Below are 16,434 nucleotides of genomic sequence, written 5' to 3' on the forward strand. Positions count from 1 at the left end.
TTTTGATTTGCTTCACGGCCAGACGCCAGGAGCACACTGCATTCGCTGCACTCGATCAGGTTCTAATGATGTGGATTCGTTTCGTTGATCTAGATCAAGCCGGAGTGACTTGACCGGCCAGACCGTACGTTCCTGGCCAAGCAACCGAGGCGAGTTAGGCGGCGAAGGGTCCATCAGCATTGCGGTCCTGGCTACCGGACGATTTGCCGATCGCACCAATCGTCATATTGGCCCGGAGACCAGAACCTGACGTCCGCCGGTGGCCTGCGCCGTCTGCCTAATTGGTCGGATATTAGTCGGATTGCTGCGCTGCAATAAAGGAGCCGTCAGCGTGTTGCAGAACGGCAGCCCAGCAATGACCAGGGTAACGGGTTTGCGCTGGAGGGATTTGAGCTTCCGTCGGAGTTCTGTCGGTTCGTAGAGCAGCGGCAGCAGCAACCGACAGCGAATGCGTTCGTGGGAGGTTCGGATGGACAATTCGTCATCGCCAAGCAGATCTTCGGCCTCTCTTGAAAGTCTGATGAAGGCCGGCCAGCAATCGATGAAGCAATTTGATGATGCGATCGCCGCGGCAATTGGCGTAGGCGGCGGGCGCGCGACGGGTCAGGGAACGTCGTCGTTTGCGGTATATCCCGACTACGTGACGCAGGCTTGGCGGCTCTGGAATGCCAGCATCGTCAATGCGTTCACGGCGGGCACCGCGTCGAGCATTCAGCCCTCGCGAGGCGACAAGCGGTTCAAGGACGACGCCTGGCATCAGTCGCCTTATTTTGATCTTCTCAAGCAATCCTACCTGCTTACCTCGAAGCAATTGGCCGATCTGGTCGATCAAGCCCAGGTCGATGATAAGTCCAAGCTACAGCTTCGCTTTTATGCACGGCAATTCATTGATGCGATGAGCCCGTCCAATTTTCCCGGGACAAATCCCGAGGTCATTCGAACCGCAATCCAGACACGCGCGGCGAGTCTGACGACCGGGATGCAGAACCTGATCGAAGACATCCAGAAAGGGCGCATCACCCGGGTTGATGAATCCGCCTTCGAGGTCGGCCGAAATCTTGCGGCAACGCCAGGATCGGTCGTCTTCGAAAACGAGCTGATCCAGCTCATCGAATATGCGCCACAGACGACCGACGTCGAGAAGACACCGCTTCTGATCGTGCCGCCATGCATCAACAAGTACTACCTGCTGGATCTCGGCGCAGGAAATTCGTTCGTTGAATATGCAGTTGCTCAAGGCCATCACGTCTTCCTGATCTCGTGGCGCAGCGCGGTGGCCGAAACTCAGTATCTGACCTGGGACGACTACTTGATGCTTGGACCGCTCACGGCAATCGACGTTGTGCGCGATATTGCCGAAGCCGACCGGATTCATGGGTTGGGCTTTTGCGTTGGCGGCACGATCCTGAGCTGCGCGGCCGGGGTGCTGGCCGCCCGCGGGGAACACAAGCTGGCGACCATGACGCTGCTGACCACGATGATCGACTTTGCCGACACCGGGGATATTGGGCTCTTGATCGACGAGAGCTCCGTCGCTTTGCGCGAGACGATGATCGGAAGAGGTGGCATCCTGCCTGGGAAGGAACTGGCCTTTACCTTCGGGACGCTACGCGCCAACGATCTGATCTGGCGCTACGTGGTCGAGAACTATTTGAAAGGCGCGACGCCTGAGGCGTTCGACCTGCTGTACTGGGATTCCGATAGCGTCAGCCTGCCGGGTCCGATGTACTGCTGGTATACGCGCAACACCTATCTCGAGAACAAGATCAAGGAGTCCGGCAAGACGACTCAATGTGGCCTGCCGGTCGACCTCTCGAAGATCAGAGTGCCGCTCTATCTGTTGGCATCCCGCGAGGACCATATCGTGCCTTGGCAAAGCGCCTACCGGTCGAAGGATCTGATGGGAAGAGATCCGCGCTTCGTGCTGGCCGCTAGTGGTCACGTTGCGGGTGTCATCAACCCGCCCGCCCGCAACAAGCGCAGCTATTGGCTCAATGACAATATCGATCGCGACGCGAAAAATTGGCTGGAGGAGGCCAGTGAGAAGCCGGGAAGCTGGTGGCCCGATTGGGACGCCTGGATGAAGCGTCATTCAAGCGGCACTGTTCGGGCGCCGACGCAGCCTGGCAACGACAACTTTCATGTCATCGAGGCAGCACCCGGCCGTTATGTGAAGCAGAAATCGGATTGAGCTGTTGTCCGCACGCTGATGTCCGGGGGCAGCTCGCTGAACAGATGCAACGCCCCATTGATATCGATTCCACCACGGAGTGACGCAAGATGGATCATCCGCTTAGACGCCCGGAGGAAATTCTCGCCTATAGGCCGCTGAAGCAGATTCTCAAGTCGGGAACTCTGTGGACCATCGGTCCGACGGACACTGTGCTGGCGGCCGTGCGGATCATGGAAGAGAAGAATATCGGTTTTCTCGTGGTTCTGGAGAACGAAGCGATCGCGGGCGTTGTGTCCGAGCGCGATTGCCTCAGGCGCATGGTGCTGGCCGGGAAGTTGCCGGAGGCGACTGCGGTCGGGGACATCATGGTCAAAAACGTCGTCAAGGTGGGGATCGAGGATACCTTTGCCGAATGTCTGAGGCTGATGCACGCTCACGGAATTTCGTCACCTGCCGGTTCTCAAGAATGGCAAGGTGGTCGGCGTCGTCTCGATCCGCGACCTGCTGCGCGAGGCGGTCGAACATCACGCCAAGATCATCGGCGAGCTTGAGCGCGAACGCATGACGATGCTCACATCGACGGTGTGAGCCTGCCCGGATCAAGTACCATTGGAATTGGGGGTGTCGCCATGAATCTCCTGATCGTGCTGGCCGCTCTGGTCTTCCTCATGTTTGTCGCCTACCGCGGCTACAGCGTCATACTGTTTGCGCCGGTTGCCGCAATGGGCGCCGTGTTGCTGACAGATCCGTCGCTGGTCCCGCCGCTGTTTTCCAGTGTCTTCATGGAGAAGATGGTCGGCTTCGTCAAAAACTATTTCCCGGTGTTCATGCTCGGGGCAGTCTTTGGCAAGGTCATTGAACTGTCGGGTTTCTCGAAGTCGATCGTGTCGGCCGTGATCGGGGTGCTCGGGCGGGAGCGCGCGGTCCTGTCCATTGTCGTTGTCTGCGCGATCCTGACCTATGGCGGCGTGTCACTGTTCGTCGTGGTGTTCGCGGTTTATCCGTTTGCGGCCGAGATGTTCCGCCAGGGAGACATCCCCAAACGACTCATCCCGGCCACCATCGCGCTCGGCGCCTTCAGCTTCACGATGGATGCCTTGCCGGGAACGCCGCAGATCCAGAACATCATTCCGACCACCTTCTTCAACACGACCACGTGGGCCGCCCCGGTCCTTGGCCTGATCGGCAGCGTTTTCGTGTTCGTCGCGGGCATTGCCTATATCGAGAACCGCCGCCGCGCCGCGCACAGGAACCGGGAGGGTTACGGCACCGAGCTTCTGAACGAGCCGGAGCCGTTCGAGGAGAAGGAATTGCCGAACGCCTGGATCGCGCTCTCGCCGCTGGTCGTGGTCGGCGTTGCAAACATCATATTGACGAAACTGGTGCGCCGCGCCTACGGCGCAACGCATGAGGTCACGCTCGGCGGCCACGCGATCGCGACGAAGGTCGGTCCGCTGGCGGCCATCTGGGCGGTCGAAGGCGCGCTGCTGCTCGGCATCCTGACGGTGTTCGTCTTTGCCTGGCGGCCCGTGTTGGCGAAGTTCGCCGATGGCAGCAAGGCGGCCGTTGCCGGAGCGCTGCTGGCATCGCTCAATACCGCCTCCGAATACGGGTTCGGCGGGGTGATTGCGCTGTTGCCGGGTTTTGAGATGGTTGCTGCCGCGCTCAAGGCAATTCCCAATCCGCTGGTCAACGAGGCCGTCACAGTGACGGTGCTCGCCGGTATCACCGGCTCGGCCTCCGGGGGGATGAGCATCGCCTTGGCCGCGATGTCCGATACCTTCATCGCCGCCGCGCAGGCCGCAAATATCCCGCTCGAGGTCTTCCATCGCGTCGCGGCCATGGCGAGCGGCGGCATGGATACCTTGCCTCACACAACGGGGCCGTCATCACGCTGCTCGCGGTGACAGGCCTCACGCATCGGCAGGCCTACAAGGACGTGTTCGTGATCACGCTGACAAAGACAGCCGCGGTATTCGTTGTCATCGCATTTTACTATTTGACCGGCATCTACTGAGAAAAACAGCAGAAGGGCTGGAATTTGCAACAAGAGTTCCCTGACGGTCAGTTTTGCTGCTGTCGCGCTTCGACAGAGGTCAACAATAGACGACTCGGAAGCTCGTGGAGGATCCATGTCAGCTGAGCCAAATCGAATTACCCTTGCGCCAGTGAGAGCGCTGGACAGCGGAAAGATCGTCAGCGCAGAGGAAGCGGCGAGTCCTACATGCTCGGAGAGCACGGCGAGTCAGCCATCATCCATTGGTCGGGAGCGACGGTCTCCGGCATGCCGCTTGAAACCTTCTTGTCACGGACGGGGAAGGAATTGAGCGGAGCGAGCCGAGATCTTGTCCTGCGATCTGTTCACGAAGCGGCGAAGGCAATCAAGGAGGGTAAGGGGGCCACTCATTACGGCATCGCGAGTGCGATTGCTCGGGGCGCGGTCGCGGCGGTGACCGGCAAGCATTACGATCAGGACCCGCGCATCGGCGAGAAGCGCGAGGCCCTGCAAAAGCTGGCCGATGAGATCTGGCGCATCGTCGCCGAACCTGCTGCAGCGCAGGAGGAGCTGCGGCGGGCCGCCTGACAATACGCGGAAAGTGACATCATCTTAAAAAAATTAGCTCGCCCCGGTTGATCTGGGGCGAGTTTTTTGTTGCCATCATCTGAAGCAGCTGGGGCGCGGTAGGCATTGAGAATGCATCCGCTGCTGCAGCCCGTATTCCCGACCAAGCTGGCCATCGCTTCTGGAGCCCTGTGGGCTGCGTGGATGGTCGGCGCTGTCTTTGTCCAGCTCGATCAAAAAAACGCACCAGCGCCTGCGGCTATCGATCCGCCAAAGCCATTTGCGGTGCTGATCCGCACCGTTCCGATCACCCCAGAGCTGGCTTTCGAGCAGCGCTGGCAGGCTCCAGCCCCAGCTATGCAGCAAGCGCGCATGGCTGAAGATGCCCAAACAAAGCCAGATCAGTCCAAGCAAAGCCAGATCAGCCCAAGGCATGCCGCGCGCCATGCGGATCGCGTATGCGGCAGCAATCCGAGCCTCTACCAGCACATCCTGACGAACGTGAAACCCGAGCGCGACCAAAATAGAAGATCGGTGCGAAAGCAAAATTGGTGGCTCTTCGGTGAGAACGCCCCAACGTTGCGACGCGGCACGCAAGGTCTGAAGCGGTTCATAGGAACCTGTCGAACGGCGAAGCATCGGATTTTTGTTTTCGTGCCGGCAAATTATATTGTTGACGCGAAGATTGTCGGAATTGCACTCGACGACGCATTTCACCTGGCGCTACTGACGAGCCGTATTCATCAGCTATGGGCGTTTCGTACTGGCGGTTGGCTTGGCGTCGGAAATGATTCAAACTACAATCATGCTGTTTGCTTCAATCGCTTTCCGTTTCCCTCGGATGTAGCGGAGTCGTCCAAAGCGCTTATCCGGGTTGAAGGCGAGAGTCTCGACGCATTACGAAAGAAAATACTAAAAGAGAACCCTGACCTCACGCTGACCAACCTTTACAACGTGCTTGAGAAGGTTCGTACGAACGTCAAACTGGAGGACGCTGAGCGCGAGGTCCATGATCGCGGCCTTGTTAGCTTGTTGCGAAAGCATCACGATGAAATCGACAAATTAATCGCGGAAGCGTACGACTGGCCGGTGAGCCTTACAGAGGAAGAGGTGCTGACACGTCTGGTTATCCTTAATCGAGAGCGAGCAGCGGAAGAGGAGCGTGGAGTCGTGAAATGGCTTCGCCCTGAGCTTCAGGCGCCGGGGGAAATCGGAGTGCCGATGCCTACGTTTGATTTGGGAGAAATTGTGTTGGCGAAAACCTCTGCCGCCCTTACGCTCTGGCCCAAATCCCTTCCGGATCAGGTCACAGCTATTTCCAAGATTCTAGCAGCAGCACCAAAGCCGCTTTCCCCGCGAGATGTGGCGCGTATTTTTGACGGGAAGCGTGCCAGCACAATTGAGCCGGTTCTGAAGGCACTGACTGCGATTGGCCAAGCCAGGCAACTGGCCGACGGACGGTATGCTGCGTGAGCAGCAGGGGCAAAATTTTCACCTTGGATAATTCGTCGCTGCAATCTCGTTGCTTCCGAAAGCACTTCAAGCCTTCGCGTCCAACGGCCAAGCTCTCGGCGGCAGGCCGCCGAAAGAGCGATCCGATCTGCAAGGGACCCATATCCTCTAGCCGAGAAGGATGAGACGGTGCTCGGCGGCAAGCCCGTTGCGCAACCGCGCGGGTCGCGCGTGTCACTGCTGGCGCGACCGGATCGGGCGGTGAACTTCCTCCAGCCGCTCGGCGAGGATCACCGCCAGCGCCTTCAGCATCTTAGCGGGCGGATGCGCCAGCACGGTGAGATCGCCGAATTGCCTGGCGATGATGGGTGCTTGATCAGCTTGCTGCATCACTCTGCTGCGCCTTCTTTTTTTCGATCATCTCGTCCACGAACAAGTCCATCGCCTTGATCGCATCATCGGGCGACGCCCCGTTGCTGACCAGATGATGAAAGGCATCGAGCACCCAGAAGCTGGGGCCGCGCTCTCTGATCCGCGCGATGATCATGCTGCGCAGATCGCTCATTGCAGCACCTTCGCGAACATATCCTCGCGCCATACGCTGTCGTTGGGGATGCGCTCGGCGCTGATCAGCAGGCCATGCCAGCGCGCGACGTTGAAACGAGAGCCGCAGCCGACGTATTCGATGTTCTCGGACAAACCGCCGCGCGGGCCTCGGCGGAGGATGAAGCCCTTGCAGCCAAGGCAGATGAAGTCTTCCGGGCTGCTCATTGCGTCCTCGATCCGAAGGGCGCGATGGTCATCAGCTCGGCGCGGGCGCTCATCTTGATCAGCTTCACCGGCTTGCCGCTCTCCTGGGCGATCTGGCGCGCGACCGGGATCAGCGATTCCATGCGCGCTTGATCGGCGGCGATCAGCGGCACCAGCGTGCCCGGACCCATCAGCGGGCCAGCGCATACGCCTTCGCCTGTTTCATCGACCGAGATGAACAGCCAGACCTCATCGATGCGCAGCTGTTCATTCGGCGGGTTGTGAACAAAGGTCATTGTCGGGTCCCTCGCACCGGCAGCATGCCTACCATGCGGCCCTCTGATTGCACCGCCGCGCCACGCGGTATGAACGGCAGATCGTTGATCATCTCCAGCGGGCCGAGATGCGGCTTTGCCAAACGCAACACCTAACGAGACACCGTCAGTGCTGGCAGACGCACAAAAGCCGAAGGCGCAAACGGTGATCCCGAGGCCTCCATTTACGACGTACAACTCTCCATTACTCAGCTGTCGATTATCTAGAGCGTCGCTCGTGAGTTCTTGCGTAGTCATGGTCTCCTCCAATGGATGGGTCTATCCTGTTTAGTCGCATGTTTAAGGCTTGCAGACTGCACAGTATGGCTTCGCGAGAAATGGTTTCGTGTAGCGAGTTGTAATTCGATCACCTCGTCGGCGTGGGCGAGCCTTGTCGCACGGCGGCGAGATGATCGACCAAGGCATCATGGGAGCTGATCGAAGGTCAGTGTTAACTAGCGTAACCTTGGCGGAGTTATCTCGGCGACCAAATCAAGCCATGGCAGTCGGCGGACGCAAACACCGTCAGCTTCTGGTCTCCGAACACCATGCTGGCGGATATTCCCGGCTTTTCTGTCGTTATCTCACCGGCCTTGCCGCCGGAGATGGCGTTGAGTTCGTCGTCGGTGAGTTCCTCGCATTTTATGGCGAAGATTTGGTCCAACATGGCGGTCTCCTGTCTCAAACGAAAGCGTGGGTTAATTTTTGAGTGTTGAATAGTCATAACCAACACGCCGTAGCCCGGCTGTGATGCAGATCACGAAGGCGTCCTGTTGATGTCCGAATTGGGTCAGAAACGGTCCTGACGGCCCCGAACCGCCACTCCGGGTTACCCCGAGCAACGGACATCATCAGGTCGGCCCGGTTGGTCCGGTTCGTGCCATAAACAGACGAGAGACCCGACCGGTGCTGCTCATCATGTCTCGCGAAGAATGACGTACAGGAGGTGAGGCAGTAGGCTATGCGGGCGCAATTGCAGCATAGGCCAGCGAGCGCGCGGTCCAGATCGAGGACAGCGCGAACTCGATGTCGCTGTCAGGGACGTTGGAGCCGAGCGCTGCCGGATCGCTATCGATGGCCGCGCCAATCGTCGGGTTCGACGAGATGACATGCGCGGCGACGAGCTGCGGCTTCTCCTGGCCCATGATCACAAAGCTGGCATAGTTGATGCGCTCGGTGTGGTTCGCGGTCGCCGGGTCTTCGCTGGCGACGTTCTGCGCCACCTTGAACATCAGCATCATGACGCGACCGGCGAAGGTCGGATCGCTCGCCGTAGCGATGTGATCGACTGCGGACATTTCAGGTCGCTCCTAGAATCTGGTTGGCGGTCTTGCCGGTGCCCATGCTGTCCAGCTCGGGATCGATCTTCGGCGGCAACGGATCGGGCACGCCGCCGTCCGCAAGCCACTGCAGATATTCGATCCAGTCTGCGTTGTCCGGATGGTTCGGGATTATTGTGTTGTCGATGGTGCGGATCACCGCATCGGAAGTTGTGAGCTTGTACTCGGCCATCAGAACCTCGCGTTCAGGGCTTCGACAAAGTTAAGGCACTGCACCCACCCGGTCGCAGCGGCTTCCATGCTGATGTTAAGCGAATTGTAACCCAGCGCCTGCACCATCACGTAGTTCGTTGGATCGTTGGCTCGGATATTGGTCATGGTGCCGACTGCCAAGCGCGCCACGGATGGCGGCACCCGCATCGGCGGCATCGCGGTCGTCCAGTTGACGCGCGGCGCTCCGTAGCCTTCAGCGTTCCAGTTAAATCTCCGATAGTAGCGCTCGACCAGCGGCAACTCGGTTTGCGGTGGCCGCATGATCAGTGGATGCTGCGCGGCGGTCGGAGCCTGCGCGCCGGGGAAGATCGCCAGCCCCGCGATCTGGATGCCGTAGTTTATGGCGCTGAAGAAGTTTGTGGTCTGCGGGGTCGCGAAATGACCATCGGCGTTCCAGACACCCGCCGCACTCTGATAGTTCGCGCCCGCGCCGAAGCAGAGCGTGACATAGGCACCAAGGCCGGTGTCGGTGCTCCATGCGCCCGCCATGTCGCCGGGGATGGTGACCGTGACATACTGCCAGACGTTCGCCACCGGGATGTTGAAGTTCGCGAGATAACTTCGGTTGTTGGTTCCATTGCGGATGCTCGCCGTCGCGATCCCGGTCGCGGCATACGAAAAGACCCAGAACGCGAGCGTGACCGGCAGCGCGCCTGAGTTGCCCCAGCCGAGCCGCGCCCAGCGGTTGCCCTCGATCATGTACATGCTAACCGTGTAATCGGCAGCAGCCAGCGCCACTGCCGGAGAGGCGATCATTCGCAGCGTATTCGGGAAGCCGAGCGCGCCGCCGCCCTGATATTGTTGGCAGTTCAGCGCGCCGCCGCTGGGAGTGATGCAGGCGACATAGAAAGTATCGCAGATATACTTGCCGATGTTCGGAAGGCTCATCTGGTTGGTCCCGTTCTCCAGCGAGATGTCGAACGAGCCGTTGATCTGGATGCCGCTGAACGCCATCGCGTCGAACGGCGCGGCGTAGATGTTCTGTCGCGCCTGCAAAATCTGCGCGCCGGTCAGCGCCTGGGCGGCATCGAAGCGCACCGCAGGCGGGAACGGATGAACGTGATCCTCTCGCGCGAAGTTGGTCGAGACGCCGACCGCGCCAGCACCGCTGTCAACGAGCGGCACATTTGTCGATGGACTGCCTGCGCCCGCTGGTCCCTGAATGCCCTGAATGCCCTGCGGGCCTTGAATGCCTTGCGGCCCGATCAGCGAGGTGCCAGCAGGCCATGCGCCGCCTGCCTTCGGGCCAAACATGAAATGCGTCGAGGTGTTGATATAGAAGTTGCCGTTGACGCCCGCGCCCGCGACCGGATCGACGGTGCCATAGAGCACCGTGTTGCCATCGACGCCGGGATTCCCCTGCGGGCCTTGGACGCCCTGAACGCCTTGGATGCCTTGGATGCCCTGCGGACCCTGCGGACCAACGAGCGACGTGCCAGCAGGCCATGCGCCGCCCGCCTTCGGGCCGAATAGAAAATGCGTCGTGGTGTTGATGTAGAAGTTGCCATCGACACCGACCGCGCCGGTCGGATCGGCCGCGCCATAGAGCACGGTGTTGCCTTCCTGGCCGGGGTTGCCCTGCGGTCCCTGAACGCCTTGGATGCCTTGCGCGCCTTGTACGCCTTGGACACCTTGCGGCCCGATCAGCGACACACCGGGCGGCCAGATGCCGCCTGTACTCTTCGGACCAAATAGTTTGCTGGTCGCGGTGTTGATCCAGCTGTCGCCTGGCAGCCCGTCGGCCGTAATCGGATCGCGCGTGCCGTACCAGATCGTATTGCCTGTCGGGCCTTCTGGACCGGGCGGGCCGACGGGGCCGAGCGGTCCCGGTGGCCCCTGTGGTCCGGGCGCTCCCTGCTCGAATGTCTGGATGACCTCGACATCGAAGTCGGCGACCACCGTGATGTCGTCGCTGGTGACATCGACATCCTGCGTGACGAGAAGATCGTTCATCGACTCGGTCCCGCGTTGACGGTCAGCGCGCCCGACCAGATGCGAAGCTGCAGCGCGCCGACAATGCGGATCAGCGAATGCTCATAGTTGCCGAGCTGCAGCGCGAGCAGCTGCGCGTTGGTGATCCAGACCTGAAAGACGCCGTTGACCGCATCGGTGATCTCAAGGCCGCCGTTCTCGGTTGTGAGCAGCAGCTCCTCGGTGACATCCTGGGCGCGGCGGCGAATGCCCATCCGCATTTTGTCGCCGGTCAGATCAATCGGCGCACCAGCCACGGTCTGGTAGGCGAACGAGCGGATGAAGTCCGAATCGTTCTGCGTGGTGATGTTGACGATGGCCATGCACTGTCTCCGCTACGGCACCGTGATGCCGTACTCGTCCATCACCGCTTGCATCGAGGCGGTGGTCTGCGCGCCTGTGCTGTCGCGCGGCCAGATTTGCGCTTCCGCCACCGGCTGATCGGTGCCCTGCCACGCGATATATTTCGGATCGCTGACATCGGTGATGGTGACGTTTTCGCTGCTGAACAGGCGGCCATCGTCGGCCAGCCACCACCAGTGGCGCGGCATGTAAATATTTCTAGGCATACTGGCCTCCCGTCGCTTGCGTGCCCGCGATGGTCCCAGGCAGATAGTTGATGCCGCCGCCGCCGACGCCGATCATTGCGTTGTATTGAACGTCGAATCTCTTGCCGACGGCGCTGCCGCTGATCGTGTTGTAGAAGAACGAAACCACCGCAAGGCTGTTGGAGATGATGAAGGCGTCGTCATAGGTCGGGTTTCCGATCAGGACCAGCGGCTGCGCGGGGCTGATCTCGACCACATCGACCTTCGCGCCCATGACGGCATCGATGAAGGCCCCGAGGCCATACGGATTGTGCGACGCGCCGCCCGAGATGCGCTTCGGCCCCTGCAGCCGAAGGTACGCGCCACCATAGGCGCTGATCTGCGGCCCCGCACATTGGCCGTACTCGAAATTGGCGAAGACCGCCTGCACGTTGCCTTGTCCAGCGATGCCCGCGAGCCCGTCGCCCGATGGCGTGCCACTGGTCTGCACCTTGAAGCCGGTCATGGTGTTGCAGACGCCGCTGACGAAGATCGCGCCCCTGTTGACGCCCGAGATAGTGCAGTTCGCTGGCGTCCCGGCATTTCCGATCCACTGCACCGAGCCAGTGCCCGCGCAGGCTGGCAGCGTGAAGCTGGTATAGGACAGGCTGTCGGCGACATTGACGGTGATGGTGTAGCCGTTGAGGTTCATCACGCCGATGACGGTGGCAGCGCGCTGCAGCGTCTTGAATGGACCATGGCCGCCGCCGACCACCGCCGCCGCGCCGTCATTGTTATCGTTGCCGGTCGCGAAGTTGACATAGAAGGTCAGGTTCTGCGTCAGGAAGACCGGGCCGCCGACGCTCTTGCCCTGCCACACCATGCGGAACGCCGCGCCGTCGTACATGAAGGCGTTGAGCGTGTTGCCGCCGATGTCGCCGGGGATCAGCGGCGATCCGTCCGACCGCAGGATGGGCTTCGCACCCATCGCGTTGACATTGAGGTTCGATGGGCCGGTGTTCGGCGCGGTGACCCACGCCACCACCATCAGGTAGCGATAGTAAGCGCCTGGCGCAGGCGACAGCGTCACCGAATACTGGTTGGCGGTGCCCGCATCATCGACCGACCACAGCTTCTGCGACTGGATCGACTTTCCGAGCTGGCGCAGGTCGGCATTGTCAGGCGCGAGCAAATTGGCATCGCTGATCAGGTTGACGATCTCGCGCTGGGGAAACTCGATGGAAGCGGCGGGCGGGATCGAGCCCATGGTGCCGGTCGCGGGATTGCCGTTGATGTAAGCCGCGTTCGGATCGCTGACGCCGTAAGGCTGATTGTACTGCATGCCTGTTTCCTCTCAAGGCGTCCCGGCCATCGGATCGCTCGGCGTTCCGAGACCCGAATAATCGAAGACGATTTGCGTGTGCGCTGGCTTCCATCGATTGAGCAGACACTCAAGGTCGTCGGCTTTGGGGCCAAGGCTTCAAGGACATGGGGCCTGCCATCGATGCGCTAGAGCTGGCCGTGATCGAACGCCAGCTGATCCATCCGAACAATCCGGTGCTGAACTGGAACATGGCGAACGCGGTAGCGACCATGGACCCGGCAGGCAACCGCAAGCTGGACAAGGACAAGGCGCGATTCCGCATCGACGGCGCGGTGGCGCTTTCGATGCTGCTCGGGCTGCGTGCGCGGGATCGCACCGTCAAACCCATCGACATCGAGGCGCTGATCGGATGAGTTTCAACGGCCATGACATTCCTTGGTGGATCGTTATCGGCGTTGCAGTCGGCCTGATCATCATCCTGATCGTCGCGTACCATGCGTGAGGCATGGGGCCATTTCTACGGCACGGCGTTCTGGCAGCGCCGACGCAAGCTGCAGCTTCGCCAGCACCCGCTCTGCAAGTTCTGCGCTGACGACGGGATCGTTACTCCAGCCACGCATGTCGATCACGTCGAGCCGCATCGCGGCGACTGGAATCTGTTCTGCCTGGGCGCGCTGCAGAGCCTCTGCGCCACCTGCCACAGCTCGCGCAAACAGCAGATCGAAGCGCGCGGCTTCGACATCGCGGTCGATGCCGATGGCTGGCCGACCGATCCGAACCACCCCGCCAACAGGCACCGCTGAAAAGGGAGACGCGCATCATGGCACTTAGCATCGTGGACGGACCAACCATCAAGCTGGGCGAGTCGCTCTCGGATGGCGTCGATTGCTCGGCGGGCACCATCGTTCGCATCACCGTGCCGCAGGAGTTCACGCCTGCGAACCTGACGTTTCAAATCTCCAGCAATGGCGATCTTTACAACGATCTGTTCAATGCCGACGGCAGCGAGGTCACCTGCGTGGCGAAGCCGAACACCGGCATCATCGTCGGCGAGCACTGGACGCGCTCAATTGCCTTCATCAAGTTCAGATCAGGCTCGCGCGATCATCCGGTGAAGCAGACCAAGGACGATTGCAAATTCGCCATTGCAATCGAGACCGGCGACGCGGCTGCGGCATCATCGAGCAAACGCAAAGAGTGATGGCTTGCCGATTCTGCGATGGCGTTGCGCTCATGGTGAAGCGCCAGCTGTCTCGCTGGCGTGCGCTTCAACCGTCGAGATCGCGCCGCCCGACGACAGCGTCGATAGCAACGTCGTCCTCATCGAGGGCGGCGGCACCATCGAGTGGTTCGGCGAAGCACCGCCCGTCATCAAGCGAGTTCTCTTCCAAGCCGGGATCACGCTGAAGCACAACCCGCCGCAGCTCTCGCTGCTTAGCTGCCGGGACCGCTACATCAGCACGCCAGCCATCGGGCTTTGAGACGCCCGACCGCATGGACGATGTCATCATGTCCGATGGCTGGGACCTCGCGAACTTCAACAAGAACCCGATAGCGCTGTTCGGCCATCAAAGCAGCTTCCCGATTGGCAAGTGGAAGAACGTCCGCGTCGTGGACAAGCAGCTGCGCGGTTTTCTGGAGCTGGCCCCGGAAGGCACATCGCAGCGCATCGATGAAATCAGGCGGCTGGTCGATGCCGACATTCTGCGCGCGGTCAGCGTCGGCTTCCGACCCAAGGAGAGCAAGCCGCGAGCGGAATCTGACTGGGGCCTGTTCTTCACCAAGAGCGAGCTGGTCGAGACCAGCCTCGTCTCGGTGCCTGCCAACCCGAATGCGTTGGCGGTCGCCAAGTCGCTGAAAATTTCTCGCGCAACCATCGATCTCGTCTTCGCCGGGAAAGGCGCACGGGACGGCATCGAGCGGCGCGAGATCACCGGCGGGCAAGCCGAAAAATCATCGCTTGTGAGAAAGGGCACGACAATGTCGTTTGCTCAAAGGATCACTGCTGCCGAGCAGCGCATCAACGCGCTGCGCGATCAGCTGTCGGCGCACTGGGAAAAGACCGACGAAACAAATGTCAGCGACGATCAGCTGAAGATCGCCACTGACCTGAACGAGCAGATCGAGCGCGAGGAGCGCACGCTTGAAGCGATGCGGGCTGCCGAGAAGAGCCTCGGCCAGCAGTCCGATGACGGTGGGCGCACGGTCGTGGTCACGCGCCAGCAGCAGCCGCAGCAGCAGCAGCAGCCGCTTCGGCCTTTCAACATGCCGAAGAAGAAGATCGAGCCCATCGAGCTGCTGGTTCGTGCGGGCACGGTGCAGATTTTCTCCCATCTGCATCGCAAGTCTCTCGATACCGTGATGCGGGAAATCTATGGCGACGATGAAGCCACGCGCTCGGTGCTCGAATGGGCAACCCGCGCGGCGACCGCGCCCGCCATGACCACGGTTACCGGCTGGGCCGCCGAGCTGGTGCAGCAGATCGTCACCGACTTCATGCAGACCCTGATGCCGAAGTCGGTCTTTCCCCGGCTCTCGACGCTCGGCCTCTCGCTGGAGTTCGGGCGCAACGGCAAGATCATCATTCCGACCCGCGCGACGACGCCGACCATCGCGGGCTCGTTCGTCGGTGAAGGTTTGCCGATCCCCGTCCGTCAAGGCCTGTTCACTTCGCAGACCCTGACGCCGAAGAAGATGGCCGTCATCACCACGTGGACCCGAGAGATCGATGAGCACAGCGTGCCCGCTATTGAAGGCCTGCTGCGCGACGCGATCTCGCAGGACACCGCGATCTCGCTCGACAGCGTGCTGCTCGACAGCAACCCGGCAACGGTGATCCGTCCCGCTGGCATCCTGAACGGTGTCGTCGGCCTGACACCTACCGCTGGCGGCGGCTTCAATGCGCTGGTCGGCGACATCAAGCAGCTCTCTGGTGCCTTGCTCACCGGCACCAAGGGCAACGTGCGCAATCCGGCTTGGCTGATGAACCCGCAGCAGGTCAACAGCATCAGCCTGACGGCAGCTCCGGGCGTCGGCGCTTTCCCGTTCCGCGAGGAAATCAGCCGAGGCCAGCTCGGCGGCTGGCCGATCATCGACTCGGGCACGGTGCCGCTGGGTGAAGTGGTCGCCATCGATGCGGCCGACTTCGTCGCAGTCGGCGGCGAAGCCCCGCGCTTCGAGATCAGCGACCAGGCCACGCTGCATCTTGAGGACACCGCGCCGCAGGACATCGTGAGCGGCGCAGCTCCGGGCACCCCGGCCAACCCGGTCAAGTCGCTCTGGCAGACCGACAGCCTCGCGCTGCGGCTGATCCTGCCGATCAACTGGACCATCCGCCGCGCTGGCGTCGTCGCCTACGTCTCGGGCGTCACTTGGTAACCGGCATCGGCAATTCAGAGGAGAAGCAAAAATGACCGAACACACTGACGCTGCTGCGAAGCAGGCCGAGGCCGCCAAGAAAAAGCTGGCCGAGGATCGCGAGGCGCGCGAGAAGGCGCGCAACGAGCGCATCGCTGAAGAGGGCAAGGTGAAGCCTACGCCAACGCAGGACGAGAACGATCTCGCTGCGCTGGGCGTTCACGGCACCGAACACGAGCCTGATGGATCGCCGCCTGATCCGAACGATCCATCGGCGCAGCCCAAATCGCGCGAGGCCAAGCCGTCGCAACAGTCAAGTCGTGGCGACTACCAGACCCGAGCTGCAGCGCCTGCGCACACCGCGAAGCATGAATGAGCGCTCGCGGCTGGCTGGCGCGCATCGCAAACCAGTTCGTGCGCCGGGGTGAACCCTGGTCGGCTGCGCGCCGC

At 61.1% G+C, this 16,434-nt stretch carries 20 protein-coding genes and 3 pseudogenes; 12 read left to right on the top strand and 11 right to left on the bottom strand.

Annotation, left to right across the window (positions count from 1 at the left end):
- The first annotated feature begins 520 nt into the window (after window positions 1-520).
- The 6 genes and pseudogenes from V1289_RS23535 (at window position 521) to V1289_RS23555 (ending at window position 6,209) form a co-directional block, all read left to right on the top strand.
- On the top strand, window positions 521-2,191 hold the full coding sequence (locus tag V1289_RS23535) for a PHA/PHB synthase family protein (RefSeq protein ID WP_334399217.1): 1,671 nt from the start codon (window positions 521-523) through the stop codon (window positions 2,189-2,191).
- Window positions 2,192-2,280: 89 nt separating this feature from the next.
- Window positions 2,281-2,598: pseudogene (locus V1289_RS23540) on the top strand (CBS domain-containing protein); the annotation flags it as partial.
- Window positions 2,599-2,647: 49 nt separating this feature from the next.
- Complete coding sequence (locus tag V1289_RS49815; RefSeq protein ID WP_442896064.1) at window positions 2,648-2,761, top strand: hypothetical protein; 114 nt, start codon at window positions 2,648-2,650, stop codon at window positions 2,759-2,761.
- A gap of 41 nt (window positions 2,762-2,802) precedes the next feature.
- Window positions 2,803-4,190: pseudogene (locus V1289_RS23545) on the top strand (GntP family permease).
- A gap of 207 nt (window positions 4,191-4,397) precedes the next feature.
- Window positions 4,398-4,757 carry a hypothetical protein gene (locus V1289_RS23550; RefSeq protein ID WP_334399221.1) on the top strand — a complete coding sequence of 120 codons (360 nt, stop codon included), beginning with the start codon at window positions 4,398-4,400 and terminating at the stop codon, window positions 4,755-4,757.
- A 111-nt stretch (window positions 4,758-4,868) separates the two neighbouring features.
- On the top strand, window positions 4,869-6,209 hold the full coding sequence (locus tag V1289_RS23555) for a type IIL restriction-modification enzyme MmeI (protein WP_334399223.1): 1,341 nt from the start codon (window positions 4,869-4,871) through the stop codon (window positions 6,207-6,209).
- 213 nt (window positions 6,210-6,422) lie between these two features.
- Here the strand turns inward: V1289_RS23555 and V1289_RS23560 are convergent, their stop codons facing one another.
- The 11 genes from V1289_RS23560 to V1289_RS23610 all read right to left on the bottom strand — a co-directional run bounded on the left by V1289_RS23560 (window position 6,423) and on the right by V1289_RS23610 (window position 12,645).
- Window positions 6,423-6,581 (bottom strand): hypothetical protein, encoded by a 159-nt coding sequence (locus tag V1289_RS23560; RefSeq protein ID WP_334399225.1) that lies wholly within the window; start codon window positions 6,579-6,581, stop codon window positions 6,423-6,425.
- On the bottom strand, window positions 6,565-6,753 hold the full coding sequence (locus V1289_RS23565; RefSeq protein WP_334399227.1) for a hypothetical protein: 189 nt from the start codon (window positions 6,751-6,753) through the stop codon (window positions 6,565-6,567). Before V1289_RS23565 ends, V1289_RS23560 begins: the two co-directional genes overlap by 17 nt.
- Window positions 6,750-6,959, bottom strand: a complete 210-nt coding sequence (locus V1289_RS23570) for a hypothetical protein (protein WP_334399229.1) — start codon at window positions 6,957-6,959, stop codon at window positions 6,750-6,752. The genes V1289_RS23565 and V1289_RS23570 overlap by 4 nt, the downstream gene beginning before the upstream one ends.
- Window positions 6,956-7,234, bottom strand: coding sequence for a hypothetical protein (locus V1289_RS23575; RefSeq protein ID WP_334399231.1), 279 nt, complete (start codon window positions 7,232-7,234; stop codon window positions 6,956-6,958). The genes V1289_RS23570 and V1289_RS23575 overlap by 4 nt, the downstream gene beginning before the upstream one ends.
- Before the next feature lie 493 nt (window positions 7,235-7,727).
- Entirely contained in the window at window positions 7,728-7,919 is a 192-nt protein-coding gene (locus V1289_RS23580) for a bacteriocin (protein ID WP_334399233.1), read from the bottom strand.
- A gap of 292 nt (window positions 7,920-8,211) precedes the next feature.
- Window positions 8,212-8,550 (bottom strand): hypothetical protein, encoded by a 339-nt coding sequence (locus tag V1289_RS23585; protein ID WP_334399235.1) that lies wholly within the window; start codon window positions 8,548-8,550, stop codon window positions 8,212-8,214.
- A 1-nt stretch (window position 8,551) separates the two neighbouring features.
- On the bottom strand, window positions 8,552-8,764 hold the full coding sequence (locus V1289_RS23590; protein ID WP_334399237.1) for a hypothetical protein: 213 nt from the start codon (window positions 8,762-8,764) through the stop codon (window positions 8,552-8,554).
- Window positions 8,764-10,758 carry a hypothetical protein gene (locus tag V1289_RS23595; protein ID WP_334399239.1) on the bottom strand — a complete coding sequence of 665 codons (1,995 nt, stop codon included), beginning with the start codon at window positions 10,756-10,758 and terminating at the stop codon, window positions 8,764-8,766. The genes V1289_RS23590 and V1289_RS23595 overlap by 1 nt, the downstream gene beginning before the upstream one ends.
- The gene (locus tag V1289_RS23600; protein ID WP_334399241.1) at window positions 10,755-11,099 is read right to left on the bottom strand and encodes a hypothetical protein; all 345 of its coding nucleotides are present in this window, start codon (window positions 11,097-11,099) and stop codon (window positions 10,755-10,757) included. The genes V1289_RS23595 and V1289_RS23600 overlap by 4 nt, the downstream gene beginning before the upstream one ends.
- 12 nt (window positions 11,100-11,111) lie before the next feature.
- Entirely contained in the window at window positions 11,112-11,345 is a 234-nt protein-coding gene (locus tag V1289_RS23605) for a hypothetical protein (protein WP_334399243.1), read from the bottom strand.
- Window positions 11,338-12,645, bottom strand: coding sequence for a hypothetical protein (locus tag V1289_RS23610; protein ID WP_334399245.1), 1,308 nt, complete (start codon window positions 12,643-12,645; stop codon window positions 11,338-11,340). The genes V1289_RS23605 and V1289_RS23610 overlap by 8 nt, the downstream gene beginning before the upstream one ends.
- A gap of 140 nt (window positions 12,646-12,785) precedes the next feature.
- Between V1289_RS23610 and V1289_RS23615 the strand changes: the two are divergent.
- From V1289_RS23615 to V1289_RS23640, 6 genes and pseudogenes are all read left to right on the top strand, one after another.
- Window positions 12,786-13,040 (top strand): annotated as a pseudogene (locus V1289_RS23615) (terminase TerL endonuclease subunit); the annotation flags it as partial.
- 81 nt (window positions 13,041-13,121) lie between these two features.
- Window positions 13,122-13,430 (top strand): HNH endonuclease, encoded by a 309-nt coding sequence (locus V1289_RS23620; protein WP_334399247.1) that lies wholly within the window; start codon window positions 13,122-13,124, stop codon window positions 13,428-13,430.
- Between the two features lie 17 nt (window positions 13,431-13,447).
- The gene (locus V1289_RS23625; protein ID WP_334399248.1) at window positions 13,448-13,828 is read left to right on the top strand and encodes a hypothetical protein; all 381 of its coding nucleotides are present in this window, start codon (window positions 13,448-13,450) and stop codon (window positions 13,826-13,828) included.
- 4 nt (window positions 13,829-13,832) lie between these two features.
- Window positions 13,833-14,108: a hypothetical protein gene (locus tag V1289_RS23630; protein ID WP_334399250.1), complete on the top strand. Its 276-nt coding sequence runs from the start codon at window positions 13,833-13,835 to the stop codon at window positions 14,106-14,108.
- A 13-nt stretch (window positions 14,109-14,121) separates the two neighbouring features.
- Window positions 14,122-16,005, top strand: a complete 1,884-nt coding sequence (locus tag V1289_RS23635; RefSeq protein ID WP_334399252.1) for a phage major capsid protein — start codon at window positions 14,122-14,124, stop codon at window positions 16,003-16,005.
- Between the two features lie 31 nt (window positions 16,006-16,036).
- On the top strand, window positions 16,037-16,360 hold the full coding sequence (locus tag V1289_RS23640) for a hypothetical protein (protein WP_334399254.1): 324 nt from the start codon (window positions 16,037-16,039) through the stop codon (window positions 16,358-16,360).
- The last annotated feature ends 74 nt before the right edge of the window (window positions 16,361-16,434 follow it).

The organism is Bradyrhizobium sp. AZCC 2289 (assembly GCF_036924615.1).
Lineage (GTDB): Bacteria > Pseudomonadota > Alphaproteobacteria > Rhizobiales > Xanthobacteraceae > Bradyrhizobium.